Genomic DNA, 17,660 nt, shown 5'->3' on the forward strand with positions numbered 1-17,660 from the left:
TCTTCTAGCCCCAAAGCGGTAGGCCAGACAAGGCCGCCAACGCAATCGCCAGATAGGCTGCAGCACGGTAAATTTTCTCGCGATCAGGGCGGAACAGCCATCCTCCCAACCAATTACCGGCAAGGTTTGGAACCGCAAGGACAAAGCCCAGTGCTGCAGCAGACCAAGTTATTCGATCCATGCCGACCAAGTATCCCAGCAGCAGGAAGTCAAAGCCGAATAGAAATAGCAGTATCGTTGCGCGGATCACTTCTACTGGCACAGGGCGCGACATATAAAACAGGATGACTGCTGGGCCGGGCAAACCTGCGACGCCCCCAAGAAATCCTGCCGCTGCACCGATGCCAGCAACCATTGCCCGACCGACATGCCCATTGTAGCGCACGCCAAGAATTAGAACCGCCAGCATGAAAAACGCCAACAGGCTAACGGCATAGCGAAACACTTCGGGATCGACGCGTGTGAGAACCCACAACCCGACCGGCAACAAAAGTGCGCACGCTCCCAGCAATCGCACCAGATCCTTGCGATGCACGACATTCCACGCCCGGCGTAGGTTTGGCAGCGGTCCGAAGATGTCCATGATCGTCAGCCCAATCAAGGCTCCAAACGGGCCAAGATACGGAGCGGAAAGAGGTAGAAAAATCAGCGCAGTTCCAAAACCAGAAAACCCACGAACTATGCCACCGAGAAATGCTGCAAATAAAATAACGGCCAGCCCCATAGGGGACTGGCCGAATATCTCAGGCGTCGATGTTGGCAAACTGGTTTCCAGCAGTATTCGACGGTTTAGACCAGTCGCGCTTGACCCCAAGCCAAAGCAGGATGGTCGAGGCCACGAAGACCGAGGAATAGGTCCCCACGATCACACCCCAGATCATTGCAAAGACGAAACCACGGATCACGTCCCCGCCCAGTACATAGAGCGAGATCAGCGCCAGCAACGTGGTAACCGAGGTCATAACCGTTCGGCTGAGCGTTTCGTTGATCGAGATATTCAATACCTCTTTCAGGTCTTTCTTTTTGTACTTGCGAAGGTTCTCACGCACGCGGTCGAATACAACAACGGTGTCGTTCAGCGAATAACCTACGATGGTCAACAACGCTGCGATGATGGCCAGATCGAACCGGATTTGAAGTTCCGAGAAAATGCCAATCGTCAGGATCACGTCATGCACCAACGCGGCCACGGCCCCCAATGCAAACTGCCATTCGAAGCGTAACCAGATGTAGACGAGCACCGCCCCGATCGCGAGCACGACAGCAATCACTGCGGTCTGAATCAGCTCTCCTGACACTTTCGGGCCAACGGATTCGACCGAAACAAACTCGATATCCGGCGCAGCGACTTTAAGCGCCTCTTCCACCGCTGTGACTGTCGCAGCTGAGACCGCCTCAGCGTCTTCCTGCGCCTGAATGCGGATCATGGCGACGTTTTGATCTTCGCCAAAGGTCGGATCAAATATTTCGGTGATGGTCACATCGCCCAATTCCAGTGGCGAGATGGCATCGCGATAGGCGCCAACATCGATCTGTTGCGCGCTTTCAGTCCGGATCGTTGTACCGCCGCGGAAATCGATGCCAAAGTTTAGCCCTTGCAGCATGAAAGACGTGAACGCCACGACCATCATAAGGCCCGAAATACCCAGCCAGAGCTTCCAGCGGCTGAAGAAATCGAACGAGGTGTTTTGGGGTACGAGCTTCAGTCTCATGTTAAACCTCGATCATTTTCGGACGGCGGCGTTCGAACCACATGACGATCATCAGGCGCGTCACGAAGATTGCGGTAAAGACCGAGGTCAGAATACCAAGCCCCAGTGTAATTGCGAAGCCGCGCACTGGCCCGCTGCCCATGGCAAACAGGATCGTTGCGGTGATAAACGTGGTGACGTTGGCGTCCAAAATGGCCGACAGCGCCTTTTCATAGCCCAGTTCGATCGCACGCGCCGGACCTTTGGCGGACTTCAGTTCTTCGCGGATACGTTCAAAGATCAGCACATTGGCGTCCACAGCCATACCAACCGTCAGAACGATCCCTGCGATCCCTGGCAGAGTCAGCGTCGCCCCAATAAGTGACAGCAATCCGAACAGCAGTCCGACGTTTACGATCAGTGCGATATTGGCGAAGATACCGAACAGACCATAGCTTAGCGCCATAAAGGTCAGCACCGCGACAAAGGCCACGATGGTTGCAACTTTACCCGCGTCGATACTGTCCTGCCCCAGTTCGGGGCCGATGGTGCGTTCTTCCAGAAACTCCATCCCCGCGGGCAGCGCACCCGCGCGCAGAAGGACGGCCAAGTTGGTGCTTTCTTCAACGGTAAAGTTGCCGGTGATAATTCCCGACCCGCCTGGAATGTGGCTTTGGATTACTGGGGCCGAGATCACCTCGTCATCCAAAACGATAGCGAAGGGCGCGCCGATGTTTTCCAGCGTGTAGTCACCGAACTTGCGGGCACCGGACGTATTGAACCGGAAGCTAACCGCCGGACGGCCGTTCTGGTCGAACGAAGGCTGCGCATCGACAAGCTCTTCGCCGGTTACAACTGGCGCGGCGTCGAGAGTGTAGTACACCCCGTCTTCATCAATTGACGGCACGATCTTTTGACCGACACCTGGCACTGCATCAGGGTCAGAGCCGCGCCCGGCCACAGGGTTGAAGGTGAGCTGCGCGGTGGTGCCGATAATCTCTTTGAGCTCACCCGCGCTGCCGATGCCCGGAACCTGAATCAGGATGCGATCCGCACCCTGACGCTGAATTGTGGGTTCTCGCGTGCCGACCTCATCGATACGGCGGCGAATGATTTCCAGCGCTTGACGCACCGTGCGGTCGTCTGAGGCCAGTTTCTCGGCCTCGGAAAGTTGCACTACGATGGTATCACCGTCCGCGCGGGCCTCGATGTCCGTCGCGCCCACCCCAGTCAGGGTTTGCACCTGACGGGCTAGACCACGCACCACTTCTAGCGCGCGGGGCATGCCCTCGGGCTGGCTGATGCGAACGCGAATCTCGTCAGGGGCCGACTCTTGTTTGCGAATGGTGCCGACCGTGGCACGTTCGTCCCGCAGCGCATCACGAATTTCTGGCCACATCGCCTCCATTCGGGATTCGTACACATCTTCGACCTTCACTTCGGCCAGCAGATGCGCACCGCCTCGTAGATCAAGCCCAAGGTTTACCAACGACGACGGCAACCAGTTTGGCCACTGCGCCGCCTCGGCCTGCATCTCAGGTGTATCGATGCCAAGCTCAATAGCGGCCTTGGCATCATTAGATTGCTCGACGCGCGTGTAGAACGCATTTGGCAGGGCCATGAGCAAGCCGATCACACAGACCGACCAGATCAGAACCCGCTTCCAGGTATCAATTTGCAGCATTACCCTGCCTTTTCAAGGAATTATCGCGCGAAGTTATTTCGCTGGTTCGGTCTTGTTCAGAACCTGCGCGATGGTCGATTTGACCACACGAACCTTGACGTTTTCGGCCAGTTCGACCTCGATCTCGTTCTCGCCTTCTTTGACCTTCGACACCTTGCCGATCAGACCACCCTGAGTCACAACCTGATCACCCCGGCGCACGGCTTCGACCATAGCCTGATGCTGCTTCATCTTCTTTTGCTGCGGACGGATCAGCAGGAAATACATGATCGCAAAGATCAGGATCAGCGGGAGAAACTGGGCGATTGCGCCACCTTCCATGGGATATTCCTTTTGGTTTGGAGTTGCGAATGGGCTCCGCAAATTTGGCGAGAACCTATGCTTTGAGTTGCCCCTTTGCAAGCAAAGGCGGCTCTGTGTCCCACCTGAACCCATCACTATCGCAGCAAGAACAGTCAAAGCGTTGCAGATATGTCCTAGGAACACGGTTAAAACTAAGTATAGTTTGGGGTAAGGGGGACATATGGCGCGGCAATTCAAGCCCTTCCATTTATTGTTTTATTCTCTGATCCCACTGGCGTTGAGCCTTTGGATTTCCGGTGCGGTTTGGGCGCAGGAATCAGCCACCGACGACACCACGCCTGAGACCGAAGAATCGGATGCTTTCGTGGCCCCGGTTATCGTGGACGGGGACGTCTTGTTTCAGGTCCGAGGTTCCAGCGCCCTGCCCGCGCCCGAACGCGCGGAAGATGTGCAAGACACGATCATAGAAATTGCTGAAGCGTCGGACGCGTCTTCGGTTGAGATAACATTTGAAAAGACTCAGTTCGGCATCTGGATCATTGCAGATGGGGAAAGGGCATCGATCGTTACGGTTGCGGATGCTGAGCTGGAGCAGATTGAATTAGACGTTCTGAGCGTGCTGCACGGCGAAGCGATCAAAGAGGCAATCGAAGCCTACCGCGCCAACCGGACCGATCAAGCGCTTGTATCTGGCGCCATCGAAGCAGCCGCGTGGACGTTGGGTTTTGCAGGCTTCGTAGCGGCGATCCTGTGGCTACACCGCAGAATCAGGCGGCGAACCTTAAAACTGGTAAAACGCCACCTAAGAGACGTAGAGACCGCCACCGCCAAAAGCGTTCAAGCCGAAGCAATTGCTGCACTTTTGAGATATGGACTGAATTTCGTCCTGCTGGTCATCTTCTTTCTGGGTTTTTACTACTACCTGTCCTTCGTCCTGCTCGCCTTTGCCGAAACACGTTATTTAGCGCAGCTCCTTCTCACCTATCTGACTGAACCGGTCCTACTGATCTTTAAGGGCATTCTAAGTTACATTCCCAACATGATAATGCTGGGCCTTATTGCCTGGGTCACAATGTACATTATCAAAGGTATGCGTGTGTTCTTTGATGCTGTTGAAGCCGGCTCATTCGACATGGGCGATTTCGAGAAACACTGGGTCAGCCCAACCTTCAACATCGCCCGAGTCGTCGTCATCCTGATCGCCTTGGTCTTTGCAGTACCTTATATTCCCGGCTCGGATTCGGCGGCGTTTCAAGGGTTGACCATTCTAGTGGGCGCGATGCTGTCACTGGGCGCAAACTCGGTCGTATCAAACATGCTGGCCGGTTTGTTCGTGATCTATCGACGTTCGACCTCAATCGGGGATCGTATCCAGATCGGGGATCACATCGGTGACGTGGTGCAAATCAAACTGATGGAGACGCATCTGAAATCCATCAAGAACGAGCTGATTTCGATCCCCAATGCACAGTTGATGAATTCGGACGTTGTCAATTTCTCAAAGAAAACAGACGGCAGCGGCTTGTTGCTGCATACCACCGTCGGGATCGGCTATGAAGAACCACCTGAGAAGGTCGAGGCGATGCTTGTAGAAGCGGCAAATCGCACGACGGGCATCAAATCCAAGCCGGCACCCTTTGTGTTGTGGACAGCGCTGGCGGACTACGCGATCAACTATCAGATCAATGGCTACACCACTCGGGGCAGTATCATCCCCAAAATCCGTTCGGATCTGCACCGCAACATCGTCGCCGTTTTCAATGAGAACAACGTCCAGATTATGACGCCTTCATACATGGCCGATCCACCCGAGCCGAAGATACCGGCAGAAGAATGGGACGGCCATCTGGCGCATGAAACACATGTGGACGCCGATAAGTCTTAACCGATGCTACACCCTGCCTTTCAGATGGTGCATAAGCGGTCCTAGTGATTCACGCATTAAGGATCTGAACCATGCACGACATCCGCGCCATTCGCGAAAATCCCGACGCCTTCGACGCCGCTCTTGCGCGCCGCGGGGACGCGCCGATGTCGTCAGACTTGCTGAGATTGGACGAAAGCCGCCGCGCCAAAATTCTGGCCGCCGAGACAGCTCAGGCCGAACAGAACAAAGCCTCTAAAGAAGTTGGTGCGGCCAAGGGGCGTGGCGATGAGGCAGAGTTCCAACGTCTGCGCGCGCTAGTCGCCGAGAAGAAGGCCGAAATCGCTCGAATGCAGACTGAAGCCAAGGATCTGGACGCGCTGCTTTCTGACCAATTGATCCGCATCGCCAATTTGCCAGCCGAAGATGTCCCCGAAGGCGCAGACGAGAACGACAACGTCGAGATCAACCGCTGGGGCACCCCGCGCGAACTCAATTTTGCGCCGAAGGAACATTTCGAGATCGAAGCCGTGCAAAACGGCATGGATTTTGAGACAGCGGCCAAACTGTCAGGCTCTCGCTTTGTATTGCTATCCGGCGGTGTTGCACGCATTCACCGCGCTTTGGCGCAGTTCATGTTGGACACACATATAAACGAGAACGAACTGACCGAGGTGAACGGCCCGGTTTTGGTCCTATCCGAGATGATGCAGGGCACAGGCCAGTTGCCCAAGTTTGGCGAAGACAGCTATCAGACCCGCGAAGGCTGGTGGTTGATCCCGACTTCCGAAGTTTCGCTGACCAATATCGTCAACGATACGATGATCGAGGAAAGCTACCTGCCCCGCCGCTATACCGCGCATTCGCTTTGCTTCCGGTCCGAGGCCGGTTCCGCAGGCAAGGACACGCGTGGTATGCTGCGCCAACATCAGTTTGAAAAAGTCGAGATGGTGTCGGTCACGCATCCAGACAAATCGGACGACGAGCAAAAACGCATGTTGCGCTGTGCCGAAGGTATTCTGGAAAAACTGGGCATTCCCTATCGCACCGTGATCCTGTGTACAGGCGACATGGGCTTTGGCGCGCGGCGCACTTACGACATTGAGGCTTGGTTGCCCGGTCAGGATACCTACCGTGAGATCAGTTCAGTCTCGACATGTGGCGACTTTCAAGCGCGTCGGATGAATGCGCGTTTTCGCCCCGAAGGCGGTGGCAAGCCGGAATACGTGCACACCCTGAACGGTTCGGGCCTTGCCGTTGGGCGCTGCCTGATTGCGGTGCTTGAGAATGGCCAAAACGCAGATGGCACGGTGACCTTGCCTGAAGTGTTGGCTCCGTATCTGGGTGGCAAACTAACGCTGCAACTGGACGGTACGCTGGCATAAAATAACCGGCAGCCGCGTCATGCGGTGCCGGTTAAAAATCAGAAGGTGAAGATGGCTTACTTCTTCGCCTTTTTCTTCTCTTTCTTTTTGTCTTTTTTCTTATCTTTCTTTTTGTCCTTCTTGGACTCGTCTTTTTTCTTACTGTCTTTCTTGGACTTTTTGTCTTTCTTGGTTTTGGCCTTCACCTTGTCCTTAGCTTTCGAGAACGCGGCTTCCATCTCTTGCAGTTTTTTGGCGGCCTTTTCAGCCTTAGCCTTTGCTTTGGCTTTTTTGCGGGCCTTTGCCTCGGCAGCTTCGGCCGCAGCTTTCTCCTCGGCGGCTTTGCGCGCGGCCTCTTCGGCACGTTTTTCAGCAGCAGCTGCTGCGACTGTCTTACGAGGTGCCGGTCTGCGCGCGGCAGGCTTTCGAGCGGACGTACGGCGCGTGGCCGGTTTAGCAGCGGCAGGCTTTCTCGTCGCAGGCTTCGCCGAAGTCGCTTTCGGTGTGGGTTTGCTCGCAATTGCCTCTTTCGCTGCAGCGATCAATACCGCAGCACGTGCCGCACCTATGCGAGGCACTTTGACCAGGTCGGCCGGCTTGGCTTTGGCGATTGCCTCTGCGGTTTTGAAGCCGTTGGCAGACAACGCCTGTCCAAGCGCCTCACCAACACCTTTAACATTGGTCACTGCGGTCATTATGAATCCTTCCTTTCTCTCCCTGCTTTATATCGTATATACACTAGATATACAGTCCTGCAAGTCGCTGGACACTTGATATAACTCTTGAATTTCAATTGCTGTGGGCCAATGTGCCGGTACTGTCCTTTTTGGGGAATGGTACAAGGCGCTTGGCATCCTCGTCCCAGAGTTTCAAATTCAGCGCCGCCACCGCTTCGGGAAATTTGATCCTGCGCGGAGTGTATTCCGGCGGTAGGTTATAGTGGCAGGCCCGCAACCGATAAGACGGTATGCGCGCGTTGAAATGGTGGATGTCGTGCAAAGTGATACAGGCCACTGCATTGTCGAACCACCAGCCGAAATCCAATGCAGACGAACCCTGCAGTGCCGCCAGTTGCGGGTCTAGGTCCGGACGGCGATCCCAGTAGGTATCTTCGAAATTATGCTGAAGATATACGAGGAAAACACCCAGCATCCCCCCTAAAAGCGAAAACACGAGCCAAACCAGAATGCCCGTGGTGCCAGCCATCAGGTACAGAAGCCCAAGGAATATTACGATCGAAAGGTTGTGCAATAAAACGCCACCCACTCCAAAGCGTACCGTATTCTTTGGCCAGCGATAGCGGATGAAGTAGGTAAACAGTGCACCTACTGGAACCAAGATAAAAGGATTGCGGTAAAGTCTATAAAACAAACGGGTTTTCCAATCCGCTGCATTCCATTCACGCAGGGTCATGGTGTGAATTTCACCGGTTTCGCGATGTTCCAGGTTTCCGATCCCCGAGTGGTGCAGATTATGGTTCTGCTTCATCACCTCAAACGGCGCGAATGTGAAAGGTGAAAGCCCGTGCCCGGCCCATTCATTCTGCTCGCGGGTTTCAAACAGGGAATGGTGACCGCAATCATGTTGTAGCACATATAGGCGCACAGCGGAGAAAGCGAACACGATCCCGGAGGGGATCATGATGTACCAGCGGTCAACGTATACGATCGCCAACGCCAAAGATGCGAAATAAACGGCAAAGGTTCCAAAATAGCTCAGCGCTGCCAGACGATTGTCCTGTACCGCATATTGTCGTGTGTATTCCCGCAAATTCATTTAGCCTGTCCCCACGTTTGGCGCAGTTAATATCCAAGAGAAACTATTTGCGTTTTACTCATATACAATCTGCGCGCGCAAAAACAAATGCACGCAGGTGAATGCTAACCTGCGGCGCCGGGACTGTCACGCCCCTCAGCCGAAAATGCTGAAAATTGGCGCAGTTACGCGCGACCCTTGATATGTTTGGCCAACGCGCCAGCGTTTTTCTTGCGCCGCCCTTTGTAGGGGTTCTTGTCCCCCTGCCCGCGCAAGGTCAGGCGGATCGGCGTACCGGGCATATCGAAATCTTCTCGCAAGCCGTTGACCAAGTACCGCGTATAACTGGCGGGCATCTTGTCGGGGTGCGAACACATAACAACAAACCCCGGTGGCCGCGTCTTGGCCTGCGTCATGTAGCGCAGCTTGATCCGACGCCCCTGAGGTGCTGGCGGCGGGTGTTGTTCCAGCATAGCCGTCAGCCAACGGTTCAGGGCTGCAGTCGGGACCCGTCGGTTCCAGATATCATGGGCGCGCAGGATTGCAGCGCGCAGACGCTCTAGTCCTCGGCCCGTTTTCGCGGAAACAGTAATCAATGGCGCACCGCGTAGTTGCGGCAGCAAGCGTTCGAAAGACTCTTTCAGATCCCGAAGTTTTTCCTGCTTGTCTTCTTCGATGTCCCATTTGTTGACGGCGACAACAACTGCGCGACCCTCACGCTCGGCCAGGTCGGCAATGCGCAGGTCCTGTTGCTCGAACGGAATAGCTGCGTCCAATAGAACAACCACAACCTCGGCGAACTTTACCGCACGCAGACCATCTGAAACCGAAAGTTTTTCAAGTTTCTCCTGCACCTTGGCCTTTTTGCGCATTCCTGCCGTGTCAAAAATACGCATTGGGGTGCTGGTGCCATCGGAGTCAGCCCAGTCGACCCGCAAACTGATCGCGTCGCGGGTGATCCCGGCCTCAGGCCCAGTCAGCAACCTGTCTTCGCCCATGATCTTGTTGATGAGAGTAGACTTTCCGGCATTCGGACGTCCAACGACCGCCACTTGCAGAGGTTTGGCGTCGGTGATCAGCGGAGCTTCACCCTCGCCATCCTCGTCCAATTCAATATCTGTTTGCGGTGCGTCGTCCTCAGCCTGTTCTTCGGCTGCATCCGCCAAAGGCATAAGTTGCGCATAGAGGTCCGTCATCCCTTCGCCATGCTCACCTGAAAGGCGCACGGGCTCCCCCAAGCCAAGATTATAAGCCTCAAGCACACCTGCATCAGCCGCGCTGCCTTCGGCTTTGTTCGCAGCGAGAATGACGTGTTTGGAGCGTTTGCGAAGAATCTCGGCAAACATTTCATCAGTCGGTGTGATACCGGTGCGCGCGTCCACCATAAACAGACAAACGTCGGCCATATCCACGGCACGCTCGGTCAGGCGGCGCATCCGACCTTGGAGACTGTCGTCAGTCGCATCTTCAAGGCCCGCCGTGTCGATCACCGTAAAACGCAGATCACCCAGACGCCCTTCGCCTTCGCGTAGGTCGCGCGTCACGCCGGGCTGATCGTCGACCAAAGCCAAACGTTTACCCACAAGGCGGTTGAACAGGGTGGATTTGCCCACATTCGGGCGCCCCACAATGGCGAGGGTCAGCGACATGATACTCAACTTTCAAGACTCAGACGCGCCCTTTAGCGCATCTTGTGGTCAACGGAAAGCGTGCAGTTCACCTTTGGCCGACACCACGTACAGTGTTTGACCTGCGACAACAGGTGCTGTGGTGGCTCCGCCGGGCACTTCAACGCTGTTGACCAGTGTTCCATCTATCGGGCTATAAAACCGCAGGAAACCGTCATTTGAGGCGATCACAATGCGCCCTCCGGCAACAATCGGTCCATAATGAGCAACGACCGGCCCACGCTTTCCAGGCTTGTCTTTAATAAACCCAGGCAGGTCCTGGGCCCACACTATTGTTCCGTCCGAGATGTTCAATCGCACCAGTTGACTACGGTCGCTGATCAAGAAAAGGCTGTTCCCGGCAGGCCAAACAGTATCAACAGCGCCCTCGTCAGCAGTCCAAATCCGCTCGCCTGATCCAGCATCGAATGCAACGGTGCGCCCAGAATGGTTGCCGATGTAGATTGTGTTTCCAACGACCATCGGTCCGCCGGTTACATCCACGATTTGCGCAACTGCACGCCCTCGGCGTCCACCAGCAACAGAAGCGTTCCAGCGTGTAATACCGCCTCTACGGAAAGTTGCAGCGATATCGCCAGAGCCGAATGCAAAAATAGCTAAGTCCGATGCTATGACTGGCGCTGGAGCTCCGAGTACGTTGCCCACACTCGGCGTTCCCGGAATCTGCCAAGCAATACGGCCATCTTTGGTATCCACGGCCCAGCCAGTCTCATCTCCTGACACGAGATAGAGCAAACCATCGTTCACCAACGGCGCGCCGCTGCCGGTAGCATTCAGGCGCTTTTGCCATTTGATCGCACCCGACTTGCCATCCAGCGCCGTCAACCTGCCAAACCCGGAAGACACGTAAAGCACACCATTGGCGTACGCCATGCCGCCACCTGTCGCGTCCCTATCGCCGTCGCTGGCTGGGATTAGGTTCGTACTCCACGCCACTTGCCCCTGCGGTGTGATAGCCGAAACAGTCGCGCCCGCGTCCAATGTATAGACCAGACCACCGGCAACCACAGGTTCGGCCGTAATGCGGCGCTTGCGCGAATCCCCTTCTCCGATTGACGTGGACCAAACACGCTGCGGCGTCGCACGCAACGCCGCGTTCGTGGTACGATAAGCGGGCGTGCCAGCGCTTTGGGACCAATTGGCGTTTGCAGTTTGCGCCGGAAGGCTGATCGGTTGTGAACCACGTGTGACCACTGTCGCGTTGTCTGTGGTCGGTCGGACATCCTCACGCGCGCCCGGCAGAATAACTTCGGGTTCCTCACAGGCGGCAAGCACTGTTAATGACAGCGCCGCGACCGACACTCCAATGCGGGAGATAAAACTTGTTACCATGATGCTCCGAACTCGCCTGTCATTCTCTATATCGTCAGATCAACCCTGTCGGGCCACTAGCGGTTCCGGCTCGCCGCCAAGCGCAACAATCAATTGCGCGGCGCGTTGCTGTAGATCAACACTGATCTCTGCATCCTGACGCATTGTTTGCAACCGTTCGAGTGCAGCGTCGACATTGCCCTCAGAAATGTCGATCAAGGCCAATTGTTCCTCTGCCAGCAAACGCAAGGGTGCGCCGGGCGCGGCCAGCGCCTCAAATTGCTGACGGCGTTCGGTTACCGGCATTGTATCGGTCTGCAGCAGCAGCGCTTTAAACGTGGCAATGGCACGATAAATCTCTGGCAGTTCGCCCTGAACCGCAACAGCATTCAGATTTGCAACGGCTTCGTCTCGCGATCCGGCCTCGATTTGCGAAGATGCCAGCAACATATTCAAAACTGCATCCCCACCGGGCGTGGTCGCATCGATCTCGGCCAAACCGGAGACACGGTCTGCCGAGTCATTTTGGGACAGAGCCCCTAGAATCGAGTCACCCAGATCTTGAGCTTGACCCGTCGTACGGGCCTTTCGAAGCTCGTTGAATGCGGCTCCTCCGACGATCAGGACGACGGCCAGAACACCGACCCAACCCCAACGGCGCAGAAGCAGAAACAGGCGATCCCGGCGGACCTCTTCGGTCACCTCATCTATGAAACTGTCGACGTCGCTCATTCCTGCTCCCCAGGCTGTGTGCTGTTGTATGGCGCCATGTCATACCCCGGCGTCCCGGCCAAGCCAAGGGTCGGATTTCACGCAATTTCGCTGCGTCATGCCGCACTTGCGCAAAAAATTGAACCGAACTATTCAGTTTAGTGTGGAAAAGGTGCATGCTTGCCCCCATTTTCTAGCATGCACGCCGAAGGACATTCGGTTAGGAATTCTGGGAGAGCCCCTGTATGCGTGTGATTTCATTCGTCAATGCGATTTTGGTTGTTACCGCATTGTTCTTTATAGTCTTTGAAAGGGACGCTCTGTTTGCCTTCGCCGGTCGTGGAGACACCGAGGCAGAGTCAACTGCGGAAACAGATTCCGCGGCTGGCGCGGGATTGGAACAAAATGCAATCGGCGTCGTCGCGATGCGCTCAGTGGCACGAGAAATTGACAGTGCCGTCCTGGTACGAGGTCAAACCAGAGCCAACCGTCAAGTCGAAGTTTTGGCTGAAACGACCTCTACCGTGATTTCAGAACCTAAGCGTAAAGGCACCTTCGTCGAAGCGGGTGATCTGCTTTGTGAACTCGACCCAGGCACCCGCCCTGCCAGCCTGGCCGAGGCTATGGCGGCCAAGCTCGAAGCGGAAAGCCGTATCCCCGAAGCCGAAGCCCGTCTGGACGAGGCTCATGCCCTGGTAGCAGAAGCGCAAATCAACCTGACAGCTGCCCAGAAACTGTCAGAAACAGGATTTGGTTCTGAAACGCGCCGGATTTCCAGCGAAGCCGCAATGCGCTCGGCCGAAGCCGGTGTAAAAACCGCAGAAGCCGGTTTGGAGGCTACCCGCGCCGGAATCGAGGCTGCGACCGCTGCTGTAAAAGCCGCCGAACGTGAGATTGATCGTCAAACCATCGAAGCTCCGTTTAAGGGACTTCTGGAGAGCGATACCGCTGAATTGGGCAGCCTGATGCAGCCCGGGTCGTTATGCGCAACTGTCATTCAGTTGGACCCAATCAAACTGGTCGGGTTCGTACCCGAGGCCGACGTTAATAAAATTATTGTCGGATCGGAAGCATCCGCTGAACTGGTTACGGGTTTGCAAGTTGCAGGTCGCGTCACGTTTTTAAGCCGGTCAGCCGATGAAACCACACGCACTTTTGAGGTAGAGATCACGGTTCCGAACCCTGAACTAACGATCCGCGACGGTCAGACCGCCGATATCCGCATCTCTGCCGAAGGCGCAAAGGCGCACCTTCTGCCCCAATCCGCCCTGACACTGAACAATGATGGGCAAGTGGGTGTGCGCACTGTAGGTGCGGGTAATATTGTTGAGTTCATGCCAATCCAACTTCTACGAGATACAGCCGAAGGCGTTTGGGTAAACGGTCTACCGGAAAGGTCTGACGTCATTGTCGTCGGGCAGGAATTTGTGACACAAGGCGTTGCGGTCAAACCCACATATCGGGAAGCCACGCAATGACGGGTCTTGTCGCTTGGGCCGCCAACAGGGCCCGCATGGTTCTGGCCTTTATTGCGATCTCGCTGATTGTCGGTGGGTTCGCGTATGTCGGCCTGCCTAAGGAAGGCGAGCCGGACATCGAGATCCCCGCTCTTTTCGTTTCTGTCCAATACCCCGGCATTTCCGCCGAGGATTCCGAGAACCTTCTGATCAAGCCGATGGAAACCGAGCTTGCGGATTTGGATGGCCTCAAGGATATGACCGCTACCGCCGCCGAAGGCTATGCTGGTATCGCGCTTGAGTTCGAATTCGGATGGGACAAGACCGCTATTATGGCGGATGTACGCGACGCGATGAACAGCGCGCAGGCGGACTTTCCAGAAGGGGCTGAACAATATTCGCTCTATGAGATCAACTTTTCTGAATTCCCTATCGTCATCGTTAATCTGACCGGTGCAGTGCCTGAACGTACAATGGCACGCATCGCCAAAGACTTGCAGGACGACCTTGAAGCCCTGGACTCGGTGCTTGAAGCCGGCATCGCGGGAAATCGGGACGAAATGCTTGAGGTGATCATCGATCCGCTCCGGCTGGAATCCTATAATGTCTCGGCTGACGAGTTGATTAGCGTTGTGCAAAACAACAACCAGCTGATCGCTGCTGGTGAGGTGGACACTGCGCAGGGTACCTTCTCGGTCAAGATCCCGTCGTCCTTCAAAACCGCGGAAGACGTCTATAGCCTGCCTGTCAAAGTGAATGGCGACCGCGTCGTGACAATGGGTGAGTTGGCGCAAATCAACTACACCTTCGAAGACCGCGAAGGCACCGCCCGGTTCGACAACGCGTCCACCGTGGCTCTGCAGGTGGTTAAGCGCAAAGGTTACAACCTGATCGACACCGTCGACGACGTCAAAGCGACGTTAGCGGCCGCTCAGGAAAAGTGGCCTTCGGAATTGCGCGCTGCGGTGGACGTTGGAACATCGAACGATCAGAGCCGCATCGTCGCTTCGATGGTGCGCCAGCTTGAAGGCTCGGTCCTGACCGCCATCGCGCTGGTGATGATCGTGGTCTTGGCGTCGTTGGGCACACGCGCGGCTTTGCTTGTGGGGTTTGCGATCCCCACTTCGTTCCTGCTGAGCTTTGCTTTTCTGGCTGTCATGGGCGTCAGCATCTCGAATATGGTGATGTTCGGGCTGATCCTTGCCGTTGGGATGCTGGTCGACGGCGCCATCGTGGTTGTGGAATACGCAGACAAACGCATCAAAGAGGGCATCGGCCCGATGCACGCATATGTCCAGGCGGCGCAACGCATGTTCTGGCCGATCGTTTCATCAACCGCGACTACACTGTGCGCCTTCCTGCCGATGCTGTTCTGGCCGGGTGTTCCGGGCGAGTTTATGAAGATGCTGCCGATCACGCTGATTTTCGTGCTGTCCTCTTCGCTGATCGTCGCGTTGATCTACCTGCCAGTTGTGGGCGGTGTCTCGGGCCGTCTCAGCCGAACATTTGACCGCATCTCGAACTGGCTGCGCGGTGTGGCGCCATGGTGGGTGCGCGCGGTATTGGTGCCACCGTCGCTGTACATGATTTTCCTCGGTGCAATGCAAATGCTAAACCCGGACTACTTGTTGCCCGGGGGCGTGATCTCAGGCGCATTGCTGTTTGTTTTAGGCGGTTTTGCAGGCTCGGTGACACTGAGCGCAGCCAAGATCGAACGCCACCGCAAGGAACGCGTCCAGACGGCGCGTGAGCAATCGGTTTTCGGATCCGTCATCAAGTTTCTTGTTGGCAATCCGATTATGCCCTTGGTCTCGATTGTCGTTGTCGTCGTCAGCGTGATGGGCGTGATGACGTATTACATGGCCAACAATCGTGGCGTAGAATTCTTCGTCGAAACCGAGCCGGAACAGGCCACTGCTTACGTCCGCGCTCGGGGTAACCTGTCGCTGCAGGAAAAAGATGCGATGGTACTGGCCGCCGAAGAAGTTATCAGCGCGCACCCAGCTGTGACCAACGTGTTTGCCTTTGCTGGTGAGGGCGGGCTGAACCAAAACGATGGTGGTGCGCAAGCTCCGGCAGATACCGTGGGCCGCGTGCAGTTCGAAATCACACCGTGGGAAGACAGACCGAACATATCAGAACCCGTTTTGGGCGGCTTGTTCGATCGCCAAATCATCGACCCTGAGTATGATGGTGACTACGTCATTGACCAACTGAACGCGGAACTCGCAAAACTACCCGGTTTCATCGTTGAAATTCTACCGTTGGAACAAGGGCCGGCCTCGGCCAAGCCAGTGCATCTGCGTATCAAAGCCGATGGATGGGAGGAGTTGACCACTGCCACTCAATCCGCTCGTGCCGTGTTCGACGAAACACCAGGCCTGATCAAGATCGAAGATACTCTGCCCCTGCCCGGCATCGACTGGCAAATCGACGTGGATGTCGCCAAGGCCGGCCGCTTTGGTGCCGATGTCGCCACCGTCGGTGCAATGGTGCAACTTGTAACACGCGGCCTATTGCTAGGAGAGATGCGCCCCGACAACACCGACGACGAGGTTGAAATACGCGTCCGCCTACCCGAGCAAGACCGGGTTCTGTCGACGCTGGATTCACTGAAAGTACGAACTACCGACGGGCTAGTGCCGTTGTCCAACTTCGTCACGCGCCAACCAGTGGCCAAGGTGGCCGAAATCAACCGAATAAACCAACAGCGATATTACGACGTGAAGGCGGACGTCGAACCCGGCCTGTCCAAAGTATTTGTCGATGGTCCTGACGGGACGGAGCAACGTTTGGCTGTCGTTCGCGCGGTTGAAGAAGGCGCAGAACCAACTGGTGCGGCCTTTACCGGACCAAATGGCGCGGTTTACGAGTTGTTCCAACTGACTGGGGCCGAAACGGTCGATGACCTACGCGTCGCTATTGAGGACGAAAATGCTCAGTTTGCGCTGATCAACCCCAACGAGCGGATCGCGATGTTGACCGAATGGCTGAACACTGACCCGTTTTCGAACGCGATCAGCTGGGAATGGACCGGCGATCAGGAGGATCAAGAGGAATCCGGCGCCTTCCTGATGAGCGCATTCATGGGCGCGCTGGGTCTGATGTTTGTGATCCTGCTGGCGCAATTCAACTCGTTCTATAACTCGGTGCTGGTGCTGCTGGCAGTTGTTCTGTCCACCACTGGCGTACTGATTGGTATGATTGCGATGAACCAGCCATTCTCGATCATTATGACTGGCACTGGCATCGTGGCTTTGGCGGGCATCGTGGTGAACAACAACATTGTTCTGATCGATACCTATCAAGAATACAGCCGTTACATGCCCCGGATCGAAGCAATCGTCAGAACCGCCGAGGCGCGTATCCGCCCCGTTCTGTTGACAACGCTGACCACAATGGCAGGTCTGACACCGATGATGTTCGGTTTGTCGCTGGACTTTATCAACGGCGGTTATTCGATCAACAGCCCCACCGCGTTGTGGTGGAAACAGCTGGCCACGGCCGTTGTTTTCGGACTGGGAATAGCAACAGTGCTGACACTGATCGTAACGCCTTCGCTATTGGCATTGCGGGTTTGGGTCTCGACCTATCTGGTTTGGCTTGGTCGGGTTCTGGCACGTGCTACAGCAGGGCGATCCAGCCAGATCGCTCAGGACATGGCGATTGGCAAAGCCGCGCGTCAAGCACAGGCTACAGAAGTCATCTGGGGTGAAGAGACGTGCCGTAATGCGCCCGGCACGGAACCCGAACAAGATCCGACGCACCCGCCTACTTCACCTCTTAAAGCGGCAGAATAAATTGAATGGCGAGCTCTCAGGCTCGCCATTCG

At 55.8% G+C, this 17,660-nt stretch carries 13 protein-coding genes; 4 read left to right on the top strand and 9 right to left on the bottom strand.

What is annotated here, in order from left to right; all coding sequences use genetic code 11:
- Positions 1-4 precede the first annotated feature (4 nt).
- The 4 genes from ACR0L3_RS08390 to yajC are packed head-to-tail and all read right to left on the bottom strand — an operon-like array spanning position 5 to position 3,696.
- Positions 5-763 (bottom strand): TSUP family transporter, encoded by a 759-nt coding sequence (locus ACR0L3_RS08390; protein WP_480745250.1) that lies wholly within the window; start codon positions 761-763, stop codon positions 5-7.
- Positions 744-1,712 carry a protein translocase subunit SecF gene (gene secF / locus ACR0L3_RS08395; protein WP_480745251.1) on the bottom strand — a complete coding sequence of 323 codons (969 nt, stop codon included), beginning with the start codon at positions 1,710-1,712 and terminating at the stop codon, positions 744-746. The genes ACR0L3_RS08390 and secF overlap by 20 nt, the downstream gene beginning before the upstream one ends.
- A 1-nt stretch (position 1,713) precedes the next feature.
- A complete protein-coding gene (gene secD / locus ACR0L3_RS08400; RefSeq protein ID WP_480745252.1) occupies positions 1,714-3,375 on the bottom strand; it encodes a protein translocase subunit SecD in 1,662 nt (553 codons plus the stop codon).
- Between the two features lie 33 nt (positions 3,376-3,408).
- The gene (gene yajC / locus ACR0L3_RS08405; protein ID WP_170399935.1) at positions 3,409-3,696 is read right to left on the bottom strand and encodes a preprotein translocase subunit YajC; all 288 of its coding nucleotides are present in this window, start codon (positions 3,694-3,696) and stop codon (positions 3,409-3,411) included.
- Between the two features lie 202 nt (positions 3,697-3,898).
- On the opposite strand from yajC, the gene ACR0L3_RS08410 reads away from it, so the two are divergent.
- Both ACR0L3_RS08410 and serS read left to right on the top strand, forming a co-directional pair.
- A complete protein-coding gene (locus tag ACR0L3_RS08410) occupies positions 3,899-5,563 on the top strand; it encodes a mechanosensitive ion channel family protein (protein WP_480745253.1) in 1,665 nt (554 codons plus the stop codon).
- A 71-nt stretch (positions 5,564-5,634) separates the two neighbouring features.
- The gene (serS, locus tag ACR0L3_RS08415) at positions 5,635-6,927 is read left to right on the top strand and encodes a serine--tRNA ligase (RefSeq protein ID WP_480745254.1); all 1,293 of its coding nucleotides are present in this window, start codon (positions 5,635-5,637) and stop codon (positions 6,925-6,927) included.
- Between the two features lie 56 nt (positions 6,928-6,983).
- On the opposite strand, the gene ACR0L3_RS08420 is transcribed toward serS, so the two are convergent.
- From ACR0L3_RS08420 to ACR0L3_RS08440, 5 genes are all read right to left on the bottom strand, one after another.
- Complete coding sequence (locus tag ACR0L3_RS08420) at positions 6,984-7,601, bottom strand: helix-hairpin-helix domain-containing protein (RefSeq protein WP_480745255.1); 618 nt, start codon at positions 7,599-7,601, stop codon at positions 6,984-6,986.
- Between the two features lie 94 nt (positions 7,602-7,695).
- Positions 7,696-8,682, bottom strand: a complete 987-nt coding sequence (locus tag ACR0L3_RS08425; protein WP_480745256.1) for a fatty acid desaturase — start codon at positions 8,680-8,682, stop codon at positions 7,696-7,698.
- 164 nt (positions 8,683-8,846) lie between these two features.
- Positions 8,847-10,310 (bottom strand): ribosome biogenesis GTPase Der, encoded by a 1,464-nt coding sequence (gene der / locus ACR0L3_RS08430; protein WP_480745257.1) that lies wholly within the window; start codon positions 10,308-10,310, stop codon positions 8,847-8,849.
- A gap of 48 nt (positions 10,311-10,358) precedes the next feature.
- Positions 10,359-11,681, bottom strand: coding sequence for a PQQ-binding-like beta-propeller repeat protein (locus ACR0L3_RS08435; protein ID WP_480745258.1), 1,323 nt, complete (start codon positions 11,679-11,681; stop codon positions 10,359-10,361).
- 39 nt (positions 11,682-11,720) lie between these two features.
- Positions 11,721-12,392 carry a hypothetical protein gene (locus tag ACR0L3_RS08440; RefSeq protein WP_480745259.1) on the bottom strand — a complete coding sequence of 224 codons (672 nt, stop codon included), beginning with the start codon at positions 12,390-12,392 and terminating at the stop codon, positions 11,721-11,723.
- Positions 12,393-12,616: 224 nt separating this feature from the next.
- Here ACR0L3_RS08440 and ACR0L3_RS08445 point away from each other — a divergent pair, with 224 nt between their 5' ends.
- Together ACR0L3_RS08445 and ACR0L3_RS08450 are read left to right on the top strand one after the other, a co-directional pair.
- A complete protein-coding gene (locus ACR0L3_RS08445) occupies positions 12,617-13,849 on the top strand; it encodes an efflux RND transporter periplasmic adaptor subunit (RefSeq protein ID WP_480745260.1) in 1,233 nt (410 codons plus the stop codon).
- Positions 13,846-17,628: an efflux RND transporter permease subunit gene (locus ACR0L3_RS08450; RefSeq protein WP_480745261.1), complete on the top strand. Its 3,783-nt coding sequence runs from the start codon at positions 13,846-13,848 to the stop codon at positions 17,626-17,628. Before ACR0L3_RS08445 ends, ACR0L3_RS08450 begins: the two co-directional genes overlap by 4 nt.
- The last annotated feature ends 32 nt before the right edge of the window (positions 17,629-17,660 follow it).

The organism is Ruegeria sp. CK1 (genome assembly GCF_056536545.1).

What these genes read in the sequence shown, in the direction of transcription:
- ACR0L3_RS08425 (WP_480745256.1), bottom strand. Translation starts at nt 8,682, where the DNA reads ATGAATTTGCGGGAATACACACGACAATATGCGGTACAGGACAATCGT.
- der (WP_480745257.1), bottom strand. Translation starts at nt 10,310, where the DNA reads ATGTCGCTGACCCTCGCCATTGTGGGGCGCCCGAATGTGGGCAAATCC.
- ACR0L3_RS08450 (WP_480745261.1), top strand. Translation starts at nt 13,846, where the DNA reads ATGACGGGTCTTGTCGCTTGGGCCGCCAACAGGGCCCGCATGGTTCTG.
- ACR0L3_RS08410 (WP_480745253.1), top strand. Translation starts at nt 3,899, where the DNA reads ATGGCGCGGCAATTCAAGCCCTTCCATTTATTGTTTTATTCTCTGATC.
- secF (WP_480745251.1), bottom strand. Translation starts at nt 1,712, where the DNA reads ATGAGACTGAAGCTCGTACCCCAAAACACCTCGTTCGATTTCTTCAGC.
- serS (WP_480745254.1), top strand. Translation starts at nt 5,635, where the DNA reads ATGCACGACATCCGCGCCATTCGCGAAAATCCCGACGCCTTCGACGCC.
- ACR0L3_RS08440 (WP_480745259.1), bottom strand. Translation starts at nt 12,392, where the DNA reads ATGAGCGACGTCGACAGTTTCATAGATGAGGTGACCGAAGAGGTCCGC.
- yajC (WP_170399935.1), bottom strand. Translation starts at nt 3,696, where the DNA reads ATGGAAGGTGGCGCAATCGCCCAGTTTCTCCCGCTGATCCTGATCTTT.
- ACR0L3_RS08435 (WP_480745258.1), bottom strand. Translation starts at nt 11,681, where the DNA reads ATGGTAACAAGTTTTATCTCCCGCATTGGAGTGTCGGTCGCGGCGCTG.
- ACR0L3_RS08445 (WP_480745260.1), top strand. Translation starts at nt 12,617, where the DNA reads ATGCGTGTGATTTCATTCGTCAATGCGATTTTGGTTGTTACCGCATTG.
- secD (WP_480745252.1), bottom strand. Translation starts at nt 3,375, where the DNA reads ATGCTGCAAATTGATACCTGGAAGCGGGTTCTGATCTGGTCGGTCTGT.
- ACR0L3_RS08420 (WP_480745255.1), bottom strand. Translation starts at nt 7,601, where the DNA reads ATGACCGCAGTGACCAATGTTAAAGGTGTTGGTGAGGCGCTTGGACAG.